This is a genomic window from Streptomyces sp. NPDC007901 (assembly GCF_042959465.1).
Lineage (GTDB): Bacteria > Actinomycetota > Actinomycetes > Streptomycetales > Streptomycetaceae > Streptomyces.
In genome coordinates, this window is record NZ_JBIBKW010000011.1 from 245,875 (window position 1) to 263,000 (window position 17,126).

A 17,126-nucleotide genomic window follows, 5' to 3' on the forward strand; every position below is an offset into this window, starting at 1 on the left:
GTTCTAAACGCAGTGTGATCCGAGGGAGCCAGCCATGCCGATAGAACAACGCGGAGTCGACACCATCCCGGACGGGATGGGGGTACCTCCCGCGCTCGAACGCAGTTGAGAGCGTGGGGGAGCACCAGCGGCCCCAAGGACCTGGTCTCGATCCTGCTCGGCTCCAACCTCTGCCTCGGCGTGATCATCTTCGGCTGGCTGCCGCCGTCCTTCGGGCTCGGCTGGTGGTCGTCGGTGAGCGCGATCGTGGCGGGCACGCTGGTCGGCACGGTGTTCACCGCGCCGCTCGCGCTGGTCTCCCTGCGCACCGCGACCAACCTCTCCACCTCCTCCGGCGCCCAGTTCGGGGTGCGCGGACGGCTGGTCGGCTCGGTGGTGGGCCTGCTCCTCGCCCTCGGCTACACCGCGCTCACCGTCTGGATCGGCGGCGACGTGATGGTGAGCGTGCTGGGCCGGCTGTTCGGTCTCCCGGCGAACGGCGGGTCGTACGCCGTCGTCTACACGGTGCTCGCGGCGGCGACGGTGGCGGGCGCGGTCTACGGCTACCGGGTGCTGCTCGCCATGTCCAAGGTCCTCGCCGTCGGCATGACCGCCCTCCTGCTCCTCGGCGTCCTCGCCTACGCCCCGCACTTCACCACCTCCGCGCTCCCGGAGGCCGGCGGCTACCTCCTGGGCGGCTTCTGGCCGACGTGGTGCCTGGCGGCCGTGGCCGCCGGCCTCACCGGCCCGGTCGCCTTCATCACCCTCCTCGGCGACTACACCCGCTACATCTCCCCCGCCCGCCACTCCTCCCGCCGGGTCCTGCACGGCACCTGGCTGGGCCTGGTTCTCGGCCTCCGGGTCCCCCAGCTCTTCGGCACCTTCACCGCGTACGCGGCCCGGGCGGCGACGGACTACGCCGGCCCCCTGGTCTCGACCTCCCCCACCTGGTACCTGGTCCCCCTGCTCCTCTCCGCCTCCGCCGGCTCGGTCGGCAACGCCGGCCTGATGCTCTACTCCATGGGCCTCGACCTGGACGCGATCCTGCCCCGCGCGTCCCGCGCCCGCGCCACCTGCACGGTCGCCCTCGTCGCCACCGCCTGCGTCTTCGTCGGCCTCCCCCAAACGCTCGGCTTCGCTCGCGCCCGGGGGGACCCCCATCGCCTGGAACGCCCAGTCCGCGATGACGTCCTTCGTCCTCCTGCTCACCGCCATCGGCACCCCGTGGGCGGTCATCACCCTGATCGGCTTCGCCCGCTGCCGGGGCGTCTACGACGCGGACGCCCTCCAGGTCTTCAACCGCCGCTCGCGGGGCGGGATCTACTGGTACCGGTCCGGCTGGAACATCCAGGCGACGGCATCCTGGGCGATCGGCGCGGGCGTCGGCCTCCTGGCGGTCTCCCTCCCGTCGTACGAGGGCCCGCTGCTGTCGCTGACGGGCGGGGTGGACTGCAGCTTCCTGCTGTCGGGAGCCGTGGGCGGGGCGGTCTACCTGCTGCTCACCACGCGCCGGACGGGTATCGACCACGAGGACGAAAGCCGGTCCGCACCACTGACCAGCTCGTCCGGCGTGTGAGCACCGTCACCCCGGCTCCAGCCCCGGCAGGAACGACGTCGCGCCGAACGCCGGCTTGAGGTCCGTGAACCACGTCGCGCCCTCGTCGTACGCGGCGAAGAAGGGGCGGTCGACCAGCGCCGGGTCACGGGCCTGGATCAGGTGGAGGACGAAGACCTTCTCGCCGGCCACCTCTGCGACGCCGTCCACGCAGACCTTGCCGGGCATCGCCGACATGACCGGGCCGCGGACGGTGCGGGCGAGGCCGGAGACGCGGGCGTAGGCGTCCCGGAAGATCGCGTGGCCGCGGGCGAGGGGGACGCCGAAGTAGCCCTGGGGGCCGGTGTCCCGCTCGACGAACTGGTAGTACGGCACGGCGCCGAGCGTGGTGGTCTGCTCCCACAGCTCGGCCCAGGCGTCCGCGCTGTCGTTGATCCCGGCCACCAGCGGACCCTGGCAGCGGATCACGGCCCCGGTGTCGCGGACCCGGCGCATCGCCTCCCGGACGACCGGCGGGCGGAGTTCCTGCGGGTGGGTGAAGTGGGCCATCAGCGCGAGATGGCGGCCGCTCGCCACGACCTGTTCGAAGAGCCGGAGCAGGTCGTCGGCGTCCCGGTCGGCGGTGAAGCGGTACGGCCAGAAGGCGAGCGACTTGGTGCCGATGCGGACCGAGCGGATCGTGTCGATCGCGAGGAGCGGCTCGACATAGCGGCGCAGCACCTCCGTGCTCATCACCAGCGGGTCGCCGCCCGTGATCAGCGCGCTGCTCACCTCGGGGTGGGCATGGAGATAGCCGGTGGTGGCGTCGATGTCGTCGGTCGCGATGCGCAGGTCGGCCTCGCCGACGAACTGCGGCCAGCGGAAGCAGTAGGTGCAGTAGGCGTGACAGGTCTGGCCCTGGCGCGGGAAGACCAGCACCGTCTCCGGGTACTTGTGCTGCAGTCCGGTGAGCCGGCGGCCCTCGTGCACGGGGACGTTGGCGTCGAGCTGGCCCGAGGGGTGCGGGTTGAGCCGCATCCGGATCTCGTGCGCGGCGCGCAGGACCTCGGCCTTGGGCGCCTCCCCGGCCAGCAGCCCGGCCATCCGGCGGACGTCGGCGGCGGGCAGCATCGCGGCCTGCGGGAAGGTCAGCCGGAAGACCGGGTCCTCGGGTACGGCCGACCAGTCGATCAACTCCTCGACGACATACGCGTTCGTACGGAACGGCAGGACCGAGGAGACGGCCCGCAGCGCCAGTCGCTGATCGTCCGTCAGGGTCACACGCCGCAGCAGACCGTCCAGGTCACGGGGCGTGAAGGCGCGAAAGCGGGGGTGGTGCGCTGAACTCATGGTGCGGGGGCCCTCTATTCCGTGACCAGGACCGTGGACGGCCGCAACTCCACGAAGGCGGCCGCGTGCGCATCGTACTTCTCCCCGAAGTGGTGGATGAGCCGCCGGTGCAGCTCGCTCTCGTCGTCGACGACGATCACTTCGTGCGCCCCGGTGGCGTCCAGCGCCGCGCTGTACGCGCTGAGTTGGTCGAGCCGGCGGCGGGCCAGGTAGGTGACGAGGTCGGGGGCGGCGACGTACAGCCGGTCCTCCAGGAAGACGAAGCGGCAGGTGAACTCCCGTCGCCCGTCGGTGGCGTCGACGAGCGTGACGGGGAGGTGGGTGAAGCGTTCCATCGGCTTGCCCTGCTGCCAGAGTTCGTCGAAACGCTGCTCCACGAAGGTGCCGAGCGGGGAGCGGACCGCGACCTCCAGCTGGACGCCCTCGCCGGAGAGCCGGCCGACGGTGAGGAAGGAGACCAGACAGCGTTCGTCCCAGCGGTAGAGGGTGACACCGGGGGAGGTGGCGCACAGCCGTACCTCGAGCAGCTGCCGGGAGGTGGCGTCCAGACGGCGCGCGAACTCGTCGAGCGTGCGCAGGTTGCGCATGATGTCGCGGCGGATGTCGGCGCTCTGCTCGCCCAGTTCACGGCCGCGCAGGATGACGGCCAGCGAGTCGGGGTCCAGGAGCAGGATCTGGACGCGGGTGCCGCTCGCGGTGGCGGATCTGACGCCCCGGAAGAGCCGCTCGGAGAACTGCGGGCCGAACAGGTTGGAGAAGGTGTCCAGGACCTTCACGTTGGACGTGGAGCCGTACACCTGTGCGGCGAACCACTCGTAGTCCAGCCGGGTGTGCTCGCGGACCCGGCCCTCCTGCGCCCGGGATATCAGCGGGCCGATGACGAACACGGTGACGACCACGCCGACGATGTCGGTGCCGAGGTTGAGGGCGAGGTTCTGCCCGTAGTTGTCCATCGTCGAGGCCCGCCACAGCAGCAGACCCGCGACGGCGGTGAGCAGGGCGAGCACGGTGAGGCTCTGCGGGCGGCGCGGTGTGCGTAACGTGCGCATCAGCCAGCGCAGTCGTGGCATCGGCGATCGTCCGCTCACGCGTGTTCCCTCCCCCGTGTGGAATCAGGAGATACCCGTACGGGGGAGGTGATACGCGTCGAACGGACAGCCGAAGATCGGTCAGCCGAGCTGGTGCATCCAGCCGTGCTTGTCCTCGGCCGTGCCGCGCTGGATGTCGAGCAGCGCCTCGCGGAGCCGGAGGGTGACCGCGCCGGGCTCGCCGCCCGACTGCTGCCACTCGGCGTTCGTGCGCTTGACCGTGCCGACCGGGGTGATGACGGCGGCGGTGCCGCAGGCGAAGACCTCGGTGAGGGTGCCGTTCTCGGAGTCGCGCTGCCACTGCTCGATGGAGACGCGGGCCTCCTCGGACTCGTAGCCGAGGTCGCGGGCGACGGTCAGGAGGGAGTCACGGGTGACGCCCTCCAGGATGGAGCCGGTGAGGGTGGGGGTGACGATCTTGTCGCCGTACACGAAGTACAGGTTCATGCCGCCGAGTTCCTCGACCCACTTGTGCTCGACCGCGTCGAGGTAGCAGACCTGGTCGCAGCCCTGGGCCGCCGCCTCGGCCTGGGCGAGCAGGGAGGCCGCGTAGTTGCCGCCGGTCTTGGCGTCGCCCATGCCGCCGGGGACGGCGCGGACGCGGTCCTCGGAGGCCCAGATGGAGACCGGCTTGACCCCGCCGGGGAAGTAGGCGCCGGCCGGGGAGGCGATGACCAGGAAGAGGTACTCGTTGGCCGGCTTGACGCCCAGGCCGACCTCGGTGGCGATCATGAAGGGGCGCAGGTAGAGGGACTCCTCGCCGCCGTGCGCCGGGACCCAGTCCTTGTCCTGCTGGACCAGCACGTCACAGGCCTCGATGAAGGTCTCCACCGGCAGCTCGGGCATGGCGAGCCGACGGGCGGAACGCTGGAAGCGCTTGGCGTTCTGGTCGGGGCGGAAGGTGGCCACCGTGCCGTCGGGGCGGCGGTAGGCCTTCAGACCCTCGAAGATCTCCTGGGCGTAGTGCAGGACGTTGGTGGCCGGGTCGAGGGGGATCGGCGCGTACGGAACGAGCTGGCCGTCGTGCCAGCCGCGGCCCTCGGTCCACTTGATCGTCACCATGTGGTCGGTGAAGTGGCGGCCGAATCCGGGGCTGGCCAGGATCGCCTCGCGCTCGGCGGTGGCGGTCGGGTGCGCGGACGGCTTGAGCTCGATCGTGGGCGTCGTCATGAGTGGTAGTCCTTCACCGGTTGTAGTGATGGGCCGCGCTCACACCCTTGTCTCGTAGGACGTCCGAGCATTCCCTCATACCGCGGCTCCGCGTTCGATTATCGCGCGGGGGCCGGGATGGATGGAATCGGGGTGAAAGCGGACCGGGGTAGATGGTGACACCCGGCGGCAGGCATGGGGAAGCCGCCGGGCACGTGTGCGACCCGGCGGCTTCGAAGTCGTGCTTCGAGTGGCTCGGGTCAGCCGGCTACTCGTACGGCGAGCGCGTCGCCGATCTCCGAGGTGGAGCGGGCGGGCTTGCCCTGGCGCTCGGTGAGGTCGGCAGTGACGGCCTCCTCGACGCGCGCGGCCTCGGCCTCGTAGCCGAGGTGGCGCAGCAGCAGGGCGACGGACAGGACCGTGGCGGTGGGGTCGGCCTTGCCCTGGCCGGCGATGTCGGGCGCGGAACCGTGGACCGGCTCGAACATGGACGGGTACGCGCCGCTCGGGTTGATGTTCCCGCTCGCCGCGACGCCGATGCCGCCGGAGACGGCCGCGGCGAGGTCGGTGATGATGTCGCCGAAGAGGTTGTCGGTGACGATGACGTCGAACCGGCCGGGGTCGGTGACCAGGTAGATGGTCGCCGCGTCGACGTGGATGTAGTCCGTGGTGACCTCGGGGAACTCCGCGGCCACCTTGTTGAAGATGTTCGTCCACAGGTGCCCGGCGAAGGTCAGCACGTTGTTCTTGTGGACCAGCGTGAGCTTCTTGCGCGGGCGGGCCTGGGCGCGGGCGAAGGCGTCCCGGACGACCCGCTCGACACCGAACGCCGTGTTGACGGAGACCTCGGTGGCGACCTCGTGCTCGGTGCCCTTGCGGATGGTGCCGCCGTTGCCGGTGTACGGGCCCTCGGTGCCCTCGCGGACCACGACGAAGTCGATCTCCGGCTCGCCGGCCAGCGGGGTGGCGACACCCGGCAGGAGCTTCGACGGGCGCAGGTTGACGTGGTGGTCGAAGGCGAAGCGGAGCTTGAGCAGGAAGCCGCGCTCCAGGACGCCGGAGGGGACACTCGGGTCGCCGATCGCGCCCAGCAGGATGACGTCGTGCTTCTTCAGCGCGTCGAGGTCGGCGTCGGTGAGGGTCTCACCGGTGGCGTGGTAGCGCTTGGCGCCGAAGTCGTACTCCTGGGTCTCCAGCTTCACGTCCTCGGGGAGGACGGCGGAGAGGACCTTGAGGCCTTCGGCCACGACTTCCTGCCCGATGCCGTCACCGGGGATCACTGCGAGATTGATGCTGCGAGACATGTCGGCACCCTACTCCTCGTCCCATGGGATGACACACGCTGTCCGTCATACGGACATGGCGCGTCGTTCCGTCGCCCGGCGTTCACCCGTACGTGTGACCGGTGTTGGCCCGCGCTGGGCATCGTCCCCGGTATGGACATCCCCGACTTCGGCATTCCGCCGCGGCTCGCCGCCCGGATGAGCATGGCCGAGCAGTACGAGTATCTGCGCACGCGGCTGGTGAGCCGCCGCACGCTGGTGTCGGCGGGTGCGATGGCGGGCACTCTGGCGGGCGGTGGCCTGCTGGCCGGCTGCGCGCGGACGGCGAAGTCGGCGGACCCGGCTCCGGCGACCTCGGCGGTCCGCGGCGCGGCGGTCGTGCCGTTCGGCCGCCATCTCGCCTTCGGCTCCGACCCGCGGACGCGGATGCGGGTCTCCTGGCAGGTGCCGTTCGCGGTGCGGAAGCCGTTCGTGCGCATCGGGTCGCGGCCGGACGCCCTGGGCCAGAAGGTCGCGGCGGAGATCCGGCATCTGCACACGCCCGGGGTGCAGGGGGTGCGCCCGGTGGTCGAGCAGTACTACGTGCACGCGGCCCTGGACGACCTCACGCCCGGCACGACGTACTACTACGGCGTCGGCCACGAGGGCTGGGACCCGGCCGCCCCGGCCCACCGCTCCGCCATCGCCTCCTTCCGCACCGCGCCCGCGCGTCCGGAGCGGTTCGTGTTCACGGCCTTCGGCGACCAGGGGGTCAGCCAGGCCGGCCGCGCCAGTGACAGCGCGCTGCTGAAGCAGAAACCGGCCTTCCACCTGCACGCCGGCGACATCTGCTACGCGGACGGCAACGGCGCCGGGAAGACCTCGGACGGCTACGACGCCCGCGAATGGGACCGGTTCCTGAAGCAGAACGACCCGGTGGCCCGCTCGGTCCCGTGGATGGTGACGACCGGCAACCACGACATGGAGGCCTGGTACTCCCCCGACGGCTACGGCGGCCAGTACGCCCGCTTCGCCCTCCCGGACAACGGCTTCGACCCGCACGGGGCACCGGGCGTGTACGCGTTCACCTACGGTAACGTCGGCTTCGTGGCGCTGGACGCGAACGACGTGTCGTACGAGATCCCCGCCAACCTCGGCTACAGCGGCGGCCGGCAGACCCGGTGGCTGGAGAGGAAGCTGAAGGAGCTGCGGGCGGCGCCGGGCGTGGACTTCGTGGTCGTCTTCTTCCACCACTGCGCGTACTCGACGTCCTCGCACGCCTCCGACGGCGGGATCCGGGCGGCCTGGCTGCCGCTGTTCACCCGGTACCAGGTGGACCTGGTCATCAACGGGCACAACCACGTCTACGAACGCACGGACGCGGTGCGGGGCGGCGAGGTCGGCCGCGCGGTCCCGATCGGCGGCTCGACCGACCCGACCCGGGACGGCATCGTCCACGTCACCGCGGGCGGCGGCGGACGCGGCCTGTACGGGTTCCCCTCGGGGGTCAAGGACAGCTACGAGGGGCACGTCACCCGGCACGGCGCGGTGGACAGCTCCCACTGGACGAAGGGGCAGCACAGCGTGGCGGAGACGGTGGAGTGGTCCCGGGTGCGGTACACCGGCTTCTCCTTCCTCAAGGTCGAGGCGGAGACCGGTACGGCCCCGAGGCTGAAGGTGTCGGCGCTCGCGCAGAGCGGTGCGCGGATCGACCACTTCGAGGTACGGCGCGGGCAGTGATCCGCAGGGTACGGCGCGGCTGTCCCGGCCGCGCCGTACCCCGTGCGGGTGCGGCTCCCGATCTGAGGGGCGGTCCGGCTCAGTGGCCGGTCTCGCCGCCGTTGTCGCGGCGGTCGAGGGCGCGCTGCAGGGCGGCGGCGGCGTTCTTGCGGTCGGACTCGCTCGTGCGGGACACGTGGCGGACTCGGCGGCGGACGGTCGTCTCGGCCATGGGAATCGACTCCTTCAGCACATACGTGGAGTACGGCAGGGGGGTTACGAGACGCCGGAAGGGGCGGGGAGCGGTGCCGCAGGGGTTGCCTGCACGGGGCCCGGCTCACGACCGCCATTCGCTTGATCGAGCGAGACGTTCGGCTCCTACAAAAGTAAGGGAGCCGCCCGCATCTGTCTGCACAATTACTCGGACTTCCTACTATCTGAGACGGTGGAGTGAGTCACACGGCTGTGAACTGGGGTTTTGATAGATGGGGCGACTGCTGCAGTCGGATCAACGGACTACATGACATCCCCGTCGCGCCAGTCGAAGACCAGCTCGTGGGCCGGGTCCAGGGCGCCCGCGAGGGCAGGACGCACGAACACACAGCCCTCCTCCTCCGGCAGGCGCACGATGCCCCGGTCCGGGGACAGGGCGCAGATCCGGCCGGGCCAGAGCTGCCAGCCCCGGGCGGTGTAGAGACGGGCGCCGTCGTCGCTGGCGCCGAGCGCACCGAGGTCGTACGCCCGGTCGACGATTCTCTCCAGGGCCGCCATCACCTGCCCGCCCAGTCCTCTGCGGCGGGCGTCGGACCGGACGCCGACCGCCTCCACGTACCCGACGCGCAGCCAGCGGTCGCGGTACCGGGCGCGGCGCAGCACGACCGAGCCGTGGGCCGCGAGTCCGGCGTCGTCATGGACGAGGGCGTGCAGGCCGCCCAGCCCGTGATCCCAGTCGCTGTCCTCGAAGTCCCCGCCGAAGGCCCCGTGCAGGAGGTCACGGGCGGCCCGGAGCTCGGCGGGGTCGAGGTCGGCGGTGTGCGCGATACGAAGTGACATGAACCCAGTATCGGGAGCTACCAGTTGACGGGTCCGTTTCGGTCGACGAAGCGGCCCGTGCCGGCCCCGGGCGGCTCGGTGGCGAGACGGACGATCGCGTCGGTGCCCTCGGTGACGGTCTGCGGACCGCTGTGCGCGTTGAGGTCGGTCGCCGTGTAGCCGGGGTCGACGGCGTCGACGCGGATGTCCTTCAGGGCCTTGGCGTACTGGGTGGTGAGCATGGTCAGGGCCGACTTGGAGGCGGTGTAGAGGGGCGCGACGACGGAGGACTCGACGCGCTCCGGGTCGTGGGTGAGCGCGAACGACCCCATGCCGCTGCTGACGTTGACGATGACGGGGTCCGGCGAGCGGCGCAGGAGCGGGAGGAAGGCGGTCGTCGTGCGGATGGCGCCGAAGACGTTGACGTCGAAGACGCCGAACGCGTCCGCGGCGGTGAGCTCGGCCGGGTCGCCGTGCGGGCCGGAGACACCGGCGTTGTTGATCAGTACGTCGATCCGGCCCTCGTGGGCGGCGACGTCGGCGGCCGCGGCCGCCACGGAGGCGTCGTCGGTGACGTCGATCCGGACGAACCGCGCGCCGAGCGCGGCGGCGGCCGCGGCGCCCTGCTCCGGGTCGCGGGCGCCGACGAGCACGGTGTGGCCGAGCCCGGTGAGACGGCGGGCGGTCTCGCGGCCGAGGCCCTTGTTGGCCCCGGTGATGAAGGTGATGGTCATGCGTCGATCGTCTGCCCGGCGCGGGCCCGCTGCCAGGGACGCCTCGACCGTAGGAACGGCGGTACCAGGATCGCCGAGGAGGCAGGATGGGGGCATGACCGGGAGAGACGGGAAAGAGGGGACCGAGCTGGGGCCGACGATCCGCGTCTGGCGGGAGCGGCTGTCGCCGTCGGACCTGGGGCTGCCGGTGACCGGCCGGACGCGTCGCGCGACCGGGCTGCGCCGCGAGGAACTCGCCGAGCTGGCCGGGCTGTCGGTCGACTACGTGGTCCGCCTGGAGCAGGGGCGGGCGACGGCGCCCTCCGGGCAGGTGGTCGCCGCGCTGTCCCGCGCCCTGCGGCTGACCGGCGCCGAGCGCGAGCACCTCCACCGCATGGCCGGGCTGGTCCCGCCGGACGGCGGCCCGGTCCCGGACACCCTTCCGCCGGGCGTGCGCCGGGTGCTGGACCGGCTCGGGGACGTGGCCGTCGCCGTGTTCACCGCGCACTGGCAGCTGCTCTGGTGGAACGCCGGCTGGGCCGCGCTCCTCGGCGATCCGGCGGCGACGCCGACGGAGCTGCGCAACTTCGCCCGCGAACGGTTCCCGGTGGGCGCCGGGGCGGCCCGGGTCACGGGGTGGCCGGTGCGCGTCGACGACCCCGACCACTCGGACCTGACCGTCGTCTCCGACCTGCGCCGCGCGACCGGCCGCTTCCCGCGGGACGCCCGGCTGGCCGAGCTGGTCCGGGAGCTGACCGAGGGCAACGAGCGGTTCGCCCGGATGTGGGCCGGCGGCACGGTCGCGGCCCACCGCGAGGACCGCAAGACGGTCGAGCATCCGAGGGTCGGGCCGGTGGAGATCGACTGCGACGTCCTGACGGACGGCGACTCGGAGCTGAAGATCGTGATCCTGTCGGCGGCACCGGGCAGCGCGGCCGCCTCACGGTTCAAGGACGCCCTGACCGCGCGGAGGACCTGAAAGACCCCTGCGCGGCCCGCCGGTGACCGACTCCAATGGCAGCATGCCCGACCTGCCGGAACCCTCCGACGTACCGGACGCCCCCGATCTGCCGACCCTCCCCCTCACCCCATGGGAACGGGCCGGGAAGCCTGCTCGTGGGTCAGGCTTCCCGGCCCGTGCTCGGTGGGCCGCGGGGTGCGGTCAGCCCATGTGCGGGTAGGCGTAGTCGGTCGGCGGGACCAGGGTCTCCTTGATCGCGCGGGTCAGCGTCCAGCGCAGGAGGTTCTGCGGGGCGCCCGCCTTGTCGTTGGTGCCGGAGGCACGGCCGCCGCCGAAGGGCTGCTGGCCGACGACGGCGCCGGTCGACTTGTCGTTGATGTAGAAGTTGCCGGCCGCGTAGCGCAGCTTCTCCATCGTGTACGCGGCGGCGGCGCGGTCGTTGGAGATGACCGAGCCCGTCAGCGCGTAGTCGGACACCGACTCCATCTGGGTCAGCATCTCGTCGTACTGGTCGTCCTCGTAGACGTACACGGCGAGGAACGGGCCGAAGTACTCGGTGCGGAAGACCTCGTTCTCCGGGTCGTCGCACACGACGACCGTCGGGCGGACGAAGTAGCCGACCGAGTCGTCGTAGGAGCCGCCCGCGACGATCTCGCAGGCCGGGTCGGTCTTCGCGCGGTCGATCGCGGCCTTGTTCTTGGCGAACGCGCGGTCGTCGATGACGGCGCCGATGAAGTTCGACAGGTCGGTGACGTCACCCATGGTCAGGTAGTCGACCTCGGCGGCGAACTCCTCGCGGAAGCCGTCGTTCCAGATGGACGCCGGGAGGTAGGCGCGGGAGGTGGCGGAGCACTTCTGGCCCTGGTACTCGAAGGCACCGCGGGTGAGCGCCGTCTTGAGGACGGCACGGTCGGCGCTCGGGTGGGCGACCAGGAAGTCCTTGCCGCCGGTCTCGCCGACCAGACGCGGGTACGAGCGGTACTTCTCGATGTTGTTGCCGACCGTCTTCCACAGGTACTGGAAGGTCTTGGTGGAGCCGGTGAAGTGGATGCCGGCCAGGTCCCGGTGCTCAAGGGCGACCTTGGACACCTCGATGCCGTCACCGGTGACGAGGTTGATGACGCCCTTGGGCAGACCGGCCTCCTCCAGCAGCTGCATCAGCAGCACGGCGGCGTGGGTCTGGGTCGGGGACGGCTTCCAGACGACCACGTTGCCCATGAGGGCGGGGGCGGTCGGCAGGTTGCCCGCGATCGCGCTGAAGTTGAACGGCGTGATCGCGTAGACGAAGCCCTCAAGCGGACGGTGGTCCATGCGGTTCCAGACGCCCGGGGAGTTGGCCGGGGGCTGCTCGCTCAGGATCTGGCGGGCGTAGTGGACGTTGAAGCGCCAGAAGTCGATCAGCTCGCAGGGCGAGTCGATCTCGGCCTGCTGGGCGGTCTTGGACTGGCCGAGCATGGTGGAGGCGGCGATGGTCTCGCGCCACGGGCCGGAGAGCAGCTCGGCGGCGCGCAGGATGATGGCCGCGCGGTCGTCGAAGGACATCGCGCGCCAGGCGGGCGCGGCGGCGAGGGCCGCGTCGATCGCGTCCTGGGCGTCCTGCTGGGTGGCGTGGTGCCCGGTGCCGATGACGGCCTTGTGGTGGTGCGGCTGCACGACCTGGAAGGGCTCGCCGCCGCCGAGGCGCCGCTCGCCGCCGATGGTCATCGGCAGCTCGATCGGGTTCTCGGCCAGCTCCTTGAGCTTGGCCTCCAGCCGGACGCGCTCGGGCGAGCCGGGGGCGTAGCCGTGCACCGGCTCGTTGACGGGCGTGGGGACCTGGGTCACAGCGTCCATGAGATCCGTACTCCTTGAACTTGAGCGGGTGGTGAGGCTTGTCGCGGCTTCGTGGGGGGGCCTGGTGGGGCTCAGGTGGGGCTCAGCTCTTGCTGATCATCGAGCGGACGAAAAATCGCAGGTTCGCCGGCTTCTCCGCGAGCCGGCGCATGAAGTACCCGTACCAGTCGGTGCCGTAGGCGGTGTAGACGCGCATCCGGTGGCCTTCGGCGGCGAGCCGCAGGTGCTCGTCGCTGCGGATGCCGTACAGCATCTGGAACTCGTACTCGTCGGGCTTGCGCCCGGCGCGCCGGGCGAGTTCCTGGGCGATGGAGATCAGGCGCGGGTCGTGGGACCCGACCATCGGGTACCCCTCGCCCTCCATCAGAGTCCGCAGGATCCGGACGTACGCCTTGTCGATCTCGTTCTTCTGCTGGTAGGCGACCTCGGCGGGCTCCTTGTAGGCGCCCTTGACCAGGCGGACCCGGCTGCCGGCCGCGGCGAGGCGGCGGGCGTCGGCCTCGGTGCGGAAGAGGTAGGCCTGGATGACGCAGCCGGTCTGCGGGAAGTCCCGGCGCAGTTCCTCGTGGATGGCGAACATCGAGTCGAGGGTGGTGTGGTCCTCGGCGTCGAGGGTGACGGTCGTGCCGATGGCGGCGGCGGCCTCGACGACCGGGCGGACGTTGGCGAGGGCCAGTTCGTGGCCGCCGTGGAATGTGGGGGCGGGCCCGGAGGGCCCTTCGAACAGGGCGGTGGTGGGCGACGGGAGGGCCTGGCCGAACATGGACAGCTTCACCGACATCTCGACGCGCTCGCCGAGGCCGAGGTCCTTCAGCCGCTCGACGAGCTCGAGGTAGGCGTCCCGGGCGGCGGCGGCCTGCTCGGGGGTGGTGATGTCCTCGCCGACGACGTCCATGGTCAGCTCCAGGCCGCGGCCGGTGAGCTCCTCGATGATCGGGACGATGTCGGCGACCGTCTCACCGGGGATGAAGCGGTCGACGACCTGCTTCGTCACCGGGGCCGCCGAGATCAGACGGCGCATCCGGTCGCTGCGCGACGCGGCGAGAATCACGGGACCCAGCACGGGGCACCTCCACAACACATGCCGTAACGGCCGCGATCCGACGATTTGGATACGGCACGGGGAACCACCGTGAAAGTTAAGGATCCCTTCGATCGTGGGCCATCGACAGCTGTCACGCATCCGTGCCACGGATCTCAGACAGATGTATGAAGGCGTCCGTGAATTGCGGGAGAATGCCCGGGTGACGTCGGAATTCAAGGGTGACTACCAGGAGCTGGTCGACGAGATCTCGGAGCTCCTCGGCGTCCCGGCGACCCTGGAGAACCGCGACTTCGAGCTGATCGCCTTCGGGGCGTACGACAGTGAGGGCGACCTGGATCCGTCGGCGCTGGACCCGGTCCGCACCCGCTCGATCCTGACCCGGCGCTCCACGTCGGCGGTCCGTGCCTGGTTCGAGGGCTTCGGCATCACCCGGGCGACCGGACCGGTCCGCATCCCGCCGACCCCGGAGGCGGGGGTGTACCGGGGACGGATCTGTCTGCCGGTACGCCATCGGGGCGTCGTCCTCGGCTATGTGTGGCTGCTCGACGACGATCCGGGCCCGACGGACGCCCAGCTGGTCGCGGCCATGGGGGTGGCCGGGCGGATCGGCGCGCTGCTCGCGGACGAGGCGCAGGCGGGGGCGGGGCTGGGCCGGGAGCTGCGGGCGGTGCTCACGGCGGAGCCCGGCTGGCAGCGGGACGCGGCGGTGGCCGAGCTGCGGACCGCCCTCGGCGCTCGCGCGGACGTCCCGCACACCCTGGTCTGCGTCGCCCCCTGGCCCTCCGCCGACCCGGACGACGCCCCCTCCCCGCGGACGGTCCCGCACGCCACCGCGCTGTGCACGCTGCCCTGGGGCACGGCGGGGCACAGCCTGGCCGTACTGGTCCGGCTGCGCAGCACCGACTTGGTCACCCCCGCCCTGACGGCCGCCGCCCGGCTGCTCAGGGAGGCGGAGGAGGCCCGCTCGGCGGCGGCACGCGGGGCCGGGGCGCGGACGGCCGCCGCCGTGGCCGCGGGATTCGCGGGGACGACTGCCCCGGTGGCCCCGGGGTGTGCCGCGGGGGTGGGCGAGGCCCGGACCGGCCTCGCCGGCCTGGGCGCGATCTGGCAGGAGGCCGCCGCGGCGACCCGCGCCGCGCTGGCCGAGCCCCGGTTCGGGCCGGTCGCGGAGTGGGCCCACATCGGCCCGTACCGGCTGCTCACCGCGCTGGGACCGGAGGCCTCCCACGACCGGGCCGTGAGCCCGCTGCTCACCCCGGCCCACCGCGAACTGGCCCGCACCGCCGAGGCCTACCTCGACTGCGCGGGTCAGGCGGGCCGCACGGCGGCCGCCCTCGGCATCCACCGACAGACCCTCTACTACCGCCTCTCCCGCGTCGAACAGCTCACAGGCCTCGACCTGGACGACGGCGAGGACCGACTGCTCCTGCACATGGCGCTGAAGGGGGCGCGCCTGTAGGCCGTTTCCGGGCTGTACGGCTCCTTCCAGCGGTGGGCCTACTTCCGCCCCTTCCCCTTCGCGGTCTTCCGGTAGTTGCTGACGCCGTCCTCGTAGGGGACCGCGCCGGCCTGCCGGGAGGCGGTCAGCATGGTCACGTCGTCCACGTTGCGGACCAGCTTGATCTTGCCGAACAGCTCCTCGGGGACGACGAGTTCGTCGGAGCCGTGGTAGGCCATCTCCGGCCCGCTGCCCGACGCACCGCCGCCCTCGAACTCGACCCCGCCGTCGGACTCGTCGGCGTGGTGCCCCACCGTGACGTCGTCGGCGACATAGACCGCGACCAGGAACCGCCCCCACAGCCTGGCCTCCTTCTTGGCGGCGGCGGTGCCCGGGGCCTTCGCGCCGGGCGGGCCGACGACCGGGGCGACGTAGAAGCCGCGCCCCTTGCCGATGCCGTGGCCGGAGGCGATCCGGGCCACGTCCGGGCCGTCGACGATCAGACCGCCGACGTTCTCCGCGTTGGTGCCGTGGAAGCCCACGAACCGGTAGCCGGACAGCGACGCGCTCAGCGTCCGCTGCTGTTCGGCGATGTCGCCCTCGGGCATCTCCCGCCGGAACTCGGCCGCCTCGGGCGCCCCGAACTCGTCGGTGTCCCAGTGCCCCGCGTCCCAGTCCTCGCCGGTCTCGGAGGCGGTCTCGGAAGCCGTCTCGGACTCCTCGTCGCTGCTGCTGTCGGTGTTCCGCCGGGCCGGGGCGGTGCGGAAGAACCCGCCCTCGTCGTCGCTGTCGCTCTCGCTGCTGGTGCCGGCGGTCGTCGCCACCCGGGTGACGACCGCGCGCACCGCGGCCCACACCGCCCCCGGGCCGACGGCACCCCCGGCCCCCTCCAGCCGGGCCAGGACCCGGCGCAGGACGTCGGGTTCGGCGTAGTTCGCGGGCGCCGGGCGGGTCGGATGGCTCATCAGCCACACCAGCAGATCGGACGCGGAACGGACCGTCACCGGGCCGTCGTCGCCCTGGATGACCAGCTGCTTCCCGTCCCCGTCGGTCTGGCGCTGCACGGACGGGCCGGACGGCCCGGCGGACTGCCCGGAGCGGCGGAACATCTCCGCCACGGCGGCGTTGCCTGCGGTGCTCATCATGCCCAGCAACCCCGGTGACGGCGACCGCTCCTGACGGACCGTCGGCCGCACCGGCGGACGCTCCCTCCGGGTCTCTCGCGCACCGGTGCGGCCGTGGGCGTGCATGGGGTACCTTCCGCCGGGATCAGAAACGGTTCTCCTGACGTCGATAGCCGCCGGCGCCGGCGAAGGTCCAGATCCTCCGGGGCAGCGTCGGCTGCCCGATGAGGCACCCGGCCGGTCCCCGCGATCAGGTGCGGGTGGCGGCCTCGACGATCTGGCGCAGCCCCTCGGTGAGCGCGTCGCCGTCGGGCGCGGTCTTCGGGTCGAAGGTCCATGCCGAGATCAGGCCGGACATGAGGGTCATGTAGAAACGGCCGAGGGTGTCGGCGGTCTCGTCGGAGACCTCCTCCTCCGGTACGCCCATCATCAGCGAGGTCAGCCCACGGCCGCCCTCGCGCTGGGCGCGGGCCAACTGGTCGCGCACCTCCGGCATCTGATCGCCCATCGCCATGATCTCCACGCTGAGCCGCCACATCGTGCCGGGCTCGCGCATGCTGCCGACGATGTTCGACCACACCTCGCGGAACCGCTCGAGGGAGCCGGGCGCGCCGGTCAGCCCGCTGTCGCCGCCGTCGAAGGACAGCTCCTCCACCAGCGCGATGTAGGCCTGCGCGAGCAGCGCGTCCTTGGAGCCGTAGTGGTAGCCGATCGAGGCGAGGTTGGTCCCCGACTCCCTGACGATGTCGCGCGCCGTCGTCCGCGCGAACCCCTTCTCCAGCAGGCAGCGCTTGGCGCCTTCCAGCAGATCCTCACGGTGTCCCATGCGGGCCAGCCTACCCCGAGATCCATACAACCGTCCTAGACGATTGACTTATACATTCGTTCTAGACAAGCGT

14 protein-coding genes and 1 pseudogene are annotated in these 17,126 nt (G+C 71.6%); 4 read left to right on the top strand and 11 right to left on the bottom strand.

Annotated features, from left to right (window positions below; translation table 11 throughout):
- Window positions 1–34 precede the first annotated feature (34 nt).
- A pseudogene (locus ACFZDK_RS32635) lies at window positions 35–1,555 on the top strand (cytosine permease).
- A 6-nt stretch (window positions 1,556–1,561) separates the two neighbouring features.
- Here the strand turns inward: ACFZDK_RS32635 and ACFZDK_RS32640 are convergent.
- From ACFZDK_RS32640 to ACFZDK_RS32655, 4 genes are all read right to left on the bottom strand, one after another.
- A complete protein-coding gene (locus ACFZDK_RS32640; RefSeq protein WP_390977498.1) occupies window positions 1,562–2,863 on the bottom strand; it encodes a KamA family radical SAM protein in 1,302 nt (433 codons plus the stop codon).
- 14 nt (window positions 2,864–2,877) lie between these two features.
- On the bottom strand, window positions 2,878–3,951 hold the full coding sequence (locus tag ACFZDK_RS32645; RefSeq protein ID WP_390977499.1) for a hypothetical protein: 1,074 nt from the start codon (window positions 3,949–3,951) through the stop codon (window positions 2,878–2,880).
- Window positions 3,952–4,032: 81 nt separating this feature from the next.
- Complete coding sequence (locus ACFZDK_RS32650) at window positions 4,033–5,121, bottom strand: branched-chain amino acid aminotransferase (RefSeq protein ID WP_390977500.1); 1,089 nt, start codon at window positions 5,119–5,121, stop codon at window positions 4,033–4,035.
- A gap of 239 nt (window positions 5,122–5,360) precedes the next feature.
- Window positions 5,361–6,404: a 3-isopropylmalate dehydrogenase gene (locus ACFZDK_RS32655; RefSeq protein ID WP_390977501.1), complete on the bottom strand. Its 1,044-nt coding sequence runs from the start codon at window positions 6,402–6,404 to the stop codon at window positions 5,361–5,363.
- Between the two features lie 132 nt (window positions 6,405–6,536).
- Here ACFZDK_RS32655 and ACFZDK_RS32660 point away from each other — a divergent pair, with 132 nt between their 5' ends.
- On the top strand, window positions 6,537–8,102 hold the full coding sequence (locus ACFZDK_RS32660) for a fibronectin type III domain-containing protein (protein WP_390977502.1): 1,566 nt from the start codon (window positions 6,537–6,539) through the stop codon (window positions 8,100–8,102).
- A gap of 79 nt (window positions 8,103–8,181) precedes the next feature.
- Here the strand turns inward: ACFZDK_RS32660 and ACFZDK_RS32665 are convergent, their stop codons facing one another.
- The 3 genes from ACFZDK_RS32665 to ACFZDK_RS32675 form a co-directional block, all read right to left on the bottom strand.
- Window positions 8,182–8,313 (bottom strand): hypothetical protein, encoded by a 132-nt coding sequence (locus ACFZDK_RS32665; RefSeq protein WP_015493350.1) that lies wholly within the window; start codon window positions 8,311–8,313, stop codon window positions 8,182–8,184.
- A 284-nt stretch (window positions 8,314–8,597) separates the two neighbouring features.
- Window positions 8,598–9,134 carry a GNAT family N-acetyltransferase gene (locus ACFZDK_RS32670; protein WP_390977503.1) on the bottom strand — a complete coding sequence of 179 codons (537 nt, stop codon included), beginning with the start codon at window positions 9,132–9,134 and terminating at the stop codon, window positions 8,598–8,600.
- A 17-nt stretch (window positions 9,135–9,151) separates the two neighbouring features.
- Window positions 9,152–9,847, bottom strand: a complete 696-nt coding sequence (locus tag ACFZDK_RS32675) for an SDR family NAD(P)-dependent oxidoreductase (protein ID WP_390977504.1) — start codon at window positions 9,845–9,847, stop codon at window positions 9,152–9,154.
- 94 nt (window positions 9,848–9,941) lie between these two features.
- Here ACFZDK_RS32675 and ACFZDK_RS32680 point away from each other — a divergent pair, with 94 nt between their 5' ends.
- On the top strand, window positions 9,942–10,805 hold the full coding sequence (locus tag ACFZDK_RS32680; protein WP_390977505.1) for a helix-turn-helix domain-containing protein: 864 nt from the start codon (window positions 9,942–9,944) through the stop codon (window positions 10,803–10,805).
- A 183-nt stretch (window positions 10,806–10,988) separates the two neighbouring features.
- On the opposite strand, the gene pruA is transcribed toward ACFZDK_RS32680, so the two are convergent.
- Together pruA and ACFZDK_RS32690 are read right to left on the bottom strand one after the other, a co-directional pair.
- Complete coding sequence (pruA, locus tag ACFZDK_RS32685; RefSeq protein WP_390977506.1) at window positions 10,989–12,620, bottom strand: L-glutamate gamma-semialdehyde dehydrogenase; 1,632 nt, start codon at window positions 12,618–12,620, stop codon at window positions 10,989–10,991.
- An 82-nt stretch (window positions 12,621–12,702) separates the two neighbouring features.
- On the bottom strand, window positions 12,703–13,683 hold the full coding sequence (locus ACFZDK_RS32690) for a proline dehydrogenase family protein (RefSeq protein ID WP_390977507.1): 981 nt from the start codon (window positions 13,681–13,683) through the stop codon (window positions 12,703–12,705).
- A 181-nt stretch (window positions 13,684–13,864) separates the two neighbouring features.
- Here ACFZDK_RS32690 and ACFZDK_RS32695 point away from each other — a divergent pair, with 181 nt between their 5' ends.
- Window positions 13,865–15,124 carry a helix-turn-helix domain-containing protein gene (locus tag ACFZDK_RS32695; protein ID WP_390977508.1) on the top strand — a complete coding sequence of 420 codons (1,260 nt, stop codon included), beginning with the start codon at window positions 13,865–13,867 and terminating at the stop codon, window positions 15,122–15,124.
- A 38-nt stretch (window positions 15,125–15,162) separates the two neighbouring features.
- On the opposite strand, the gene ACFZDK_RS32700 is transcribed toward ACFZDK_RS32695, so the two are convergent.
- Both ACFZDK_RS32700 and ACFZDK_RS32705 read right to left on the bottom strand, forming a co-directional pair.
- On the bottom strand, window positions 15,163–16,248 hold the full coding sequence (locus ACFZDK_RS32700; RefSeq protein ID WP_390977509.1) for a hypothetical protein: 1,086 nt from the start codon (window positions 16,246–16,248) through the stop codon (window positions 15,163–15,165).
- A 229-nt stretch (window positions 16,249–16,477) separates the two neighbouring features.
- Window positions 16,478–17,053: a TetR family transcriptional regulator gene (locus ACFZDK_RS32705; protein WP_390977510.1), complete on the bottom strand. Its 576-nt coding sequence runs from the start codon at window positions 17,051–17,053 to the stop codon at window positions 16,478–16,480.
- Between the last annotated feature and the right edge of the window lie 73 nt (window positions 17,054–17,126).

Coding starts and splice junctions, on each gene's coding strand:
- ACFZDK_RS32650 (WP_390977500.1), bottom strand. CDS start 5,121: ATGACGACGCCCACGATCGAGCTCAAGCCGTCCGCGCACCCGACCGCC.
- ACFZDK_RS32700 (WP_390977509.1), bottom strand. CDS start 16,248: ATGATGAGCACCGCAGGCAACGCCGCCGTGGCGGAGATGTTCCGCCGC.
- pruA (WP_390977506.1), bottom strand. CDS start 12,620: ATGGACGCTGTGACCCAGGTCCCCACGCCCGTCAACGAGCCGGTGCAC.
- ACFZDK_RS32705 (WP_390977510.1), bottom strand. CDS start 17,053: ATGGGACACCGTGAGGATCTGCTGGAAGGCGCCAAGCGCTGCCTGCTG.
- ACFZDK_RS32665 (WP_015493350.1), bottom strand. CDS start 8,313: ATGGCCGAGACGACCGTCCGCCGCCGAGTCCGCCACGTGTCCCGCACG.
- ACFZDK_RS32670 (WP_390977503.1), bottom strand. CDS start 9,134: ATGTCACTTCGTATCGCGCACACCGCCGACCTCGACCCCGCCGAGCTC.
- ACFZDK_RS32660 (WP_390977502.1), top strand. CDS start 6,537: ATGGACATCCCCGACTTCGGCATTCCGCCGCGGCTCGCCGCCCGGATG.
- ACFZDK_RS32640 (WP_390977498.1), bottom strand. CDS start 2,863: ATGAGTTCAGCGCACCACCCCCGCTTTCGCGCCTTCACGCCCCGTGAC.
- ACFZDK_RS32655 (WP_390977501.1), bottom strand. CDS start 6,404: ATGTCTCGCAGCATCAATCTCGCAGTGATCCCCGGTGACGGCATCGGG.
- ACFZDK_RS32680 (WP_390977505.1), top strand. CDS start 9,942: ATGACCGGGAGAGACGGGAAAGAGGGGACCGAGCTGGGGCCGACGATC.
- ACFZDK_RS32675 (WP_390977504.1), bottom strand. CDS start 9,847: ATGACCATCACCTTCATCACCGGGGCCAACAAGGGCCTCGGCCGCGAG.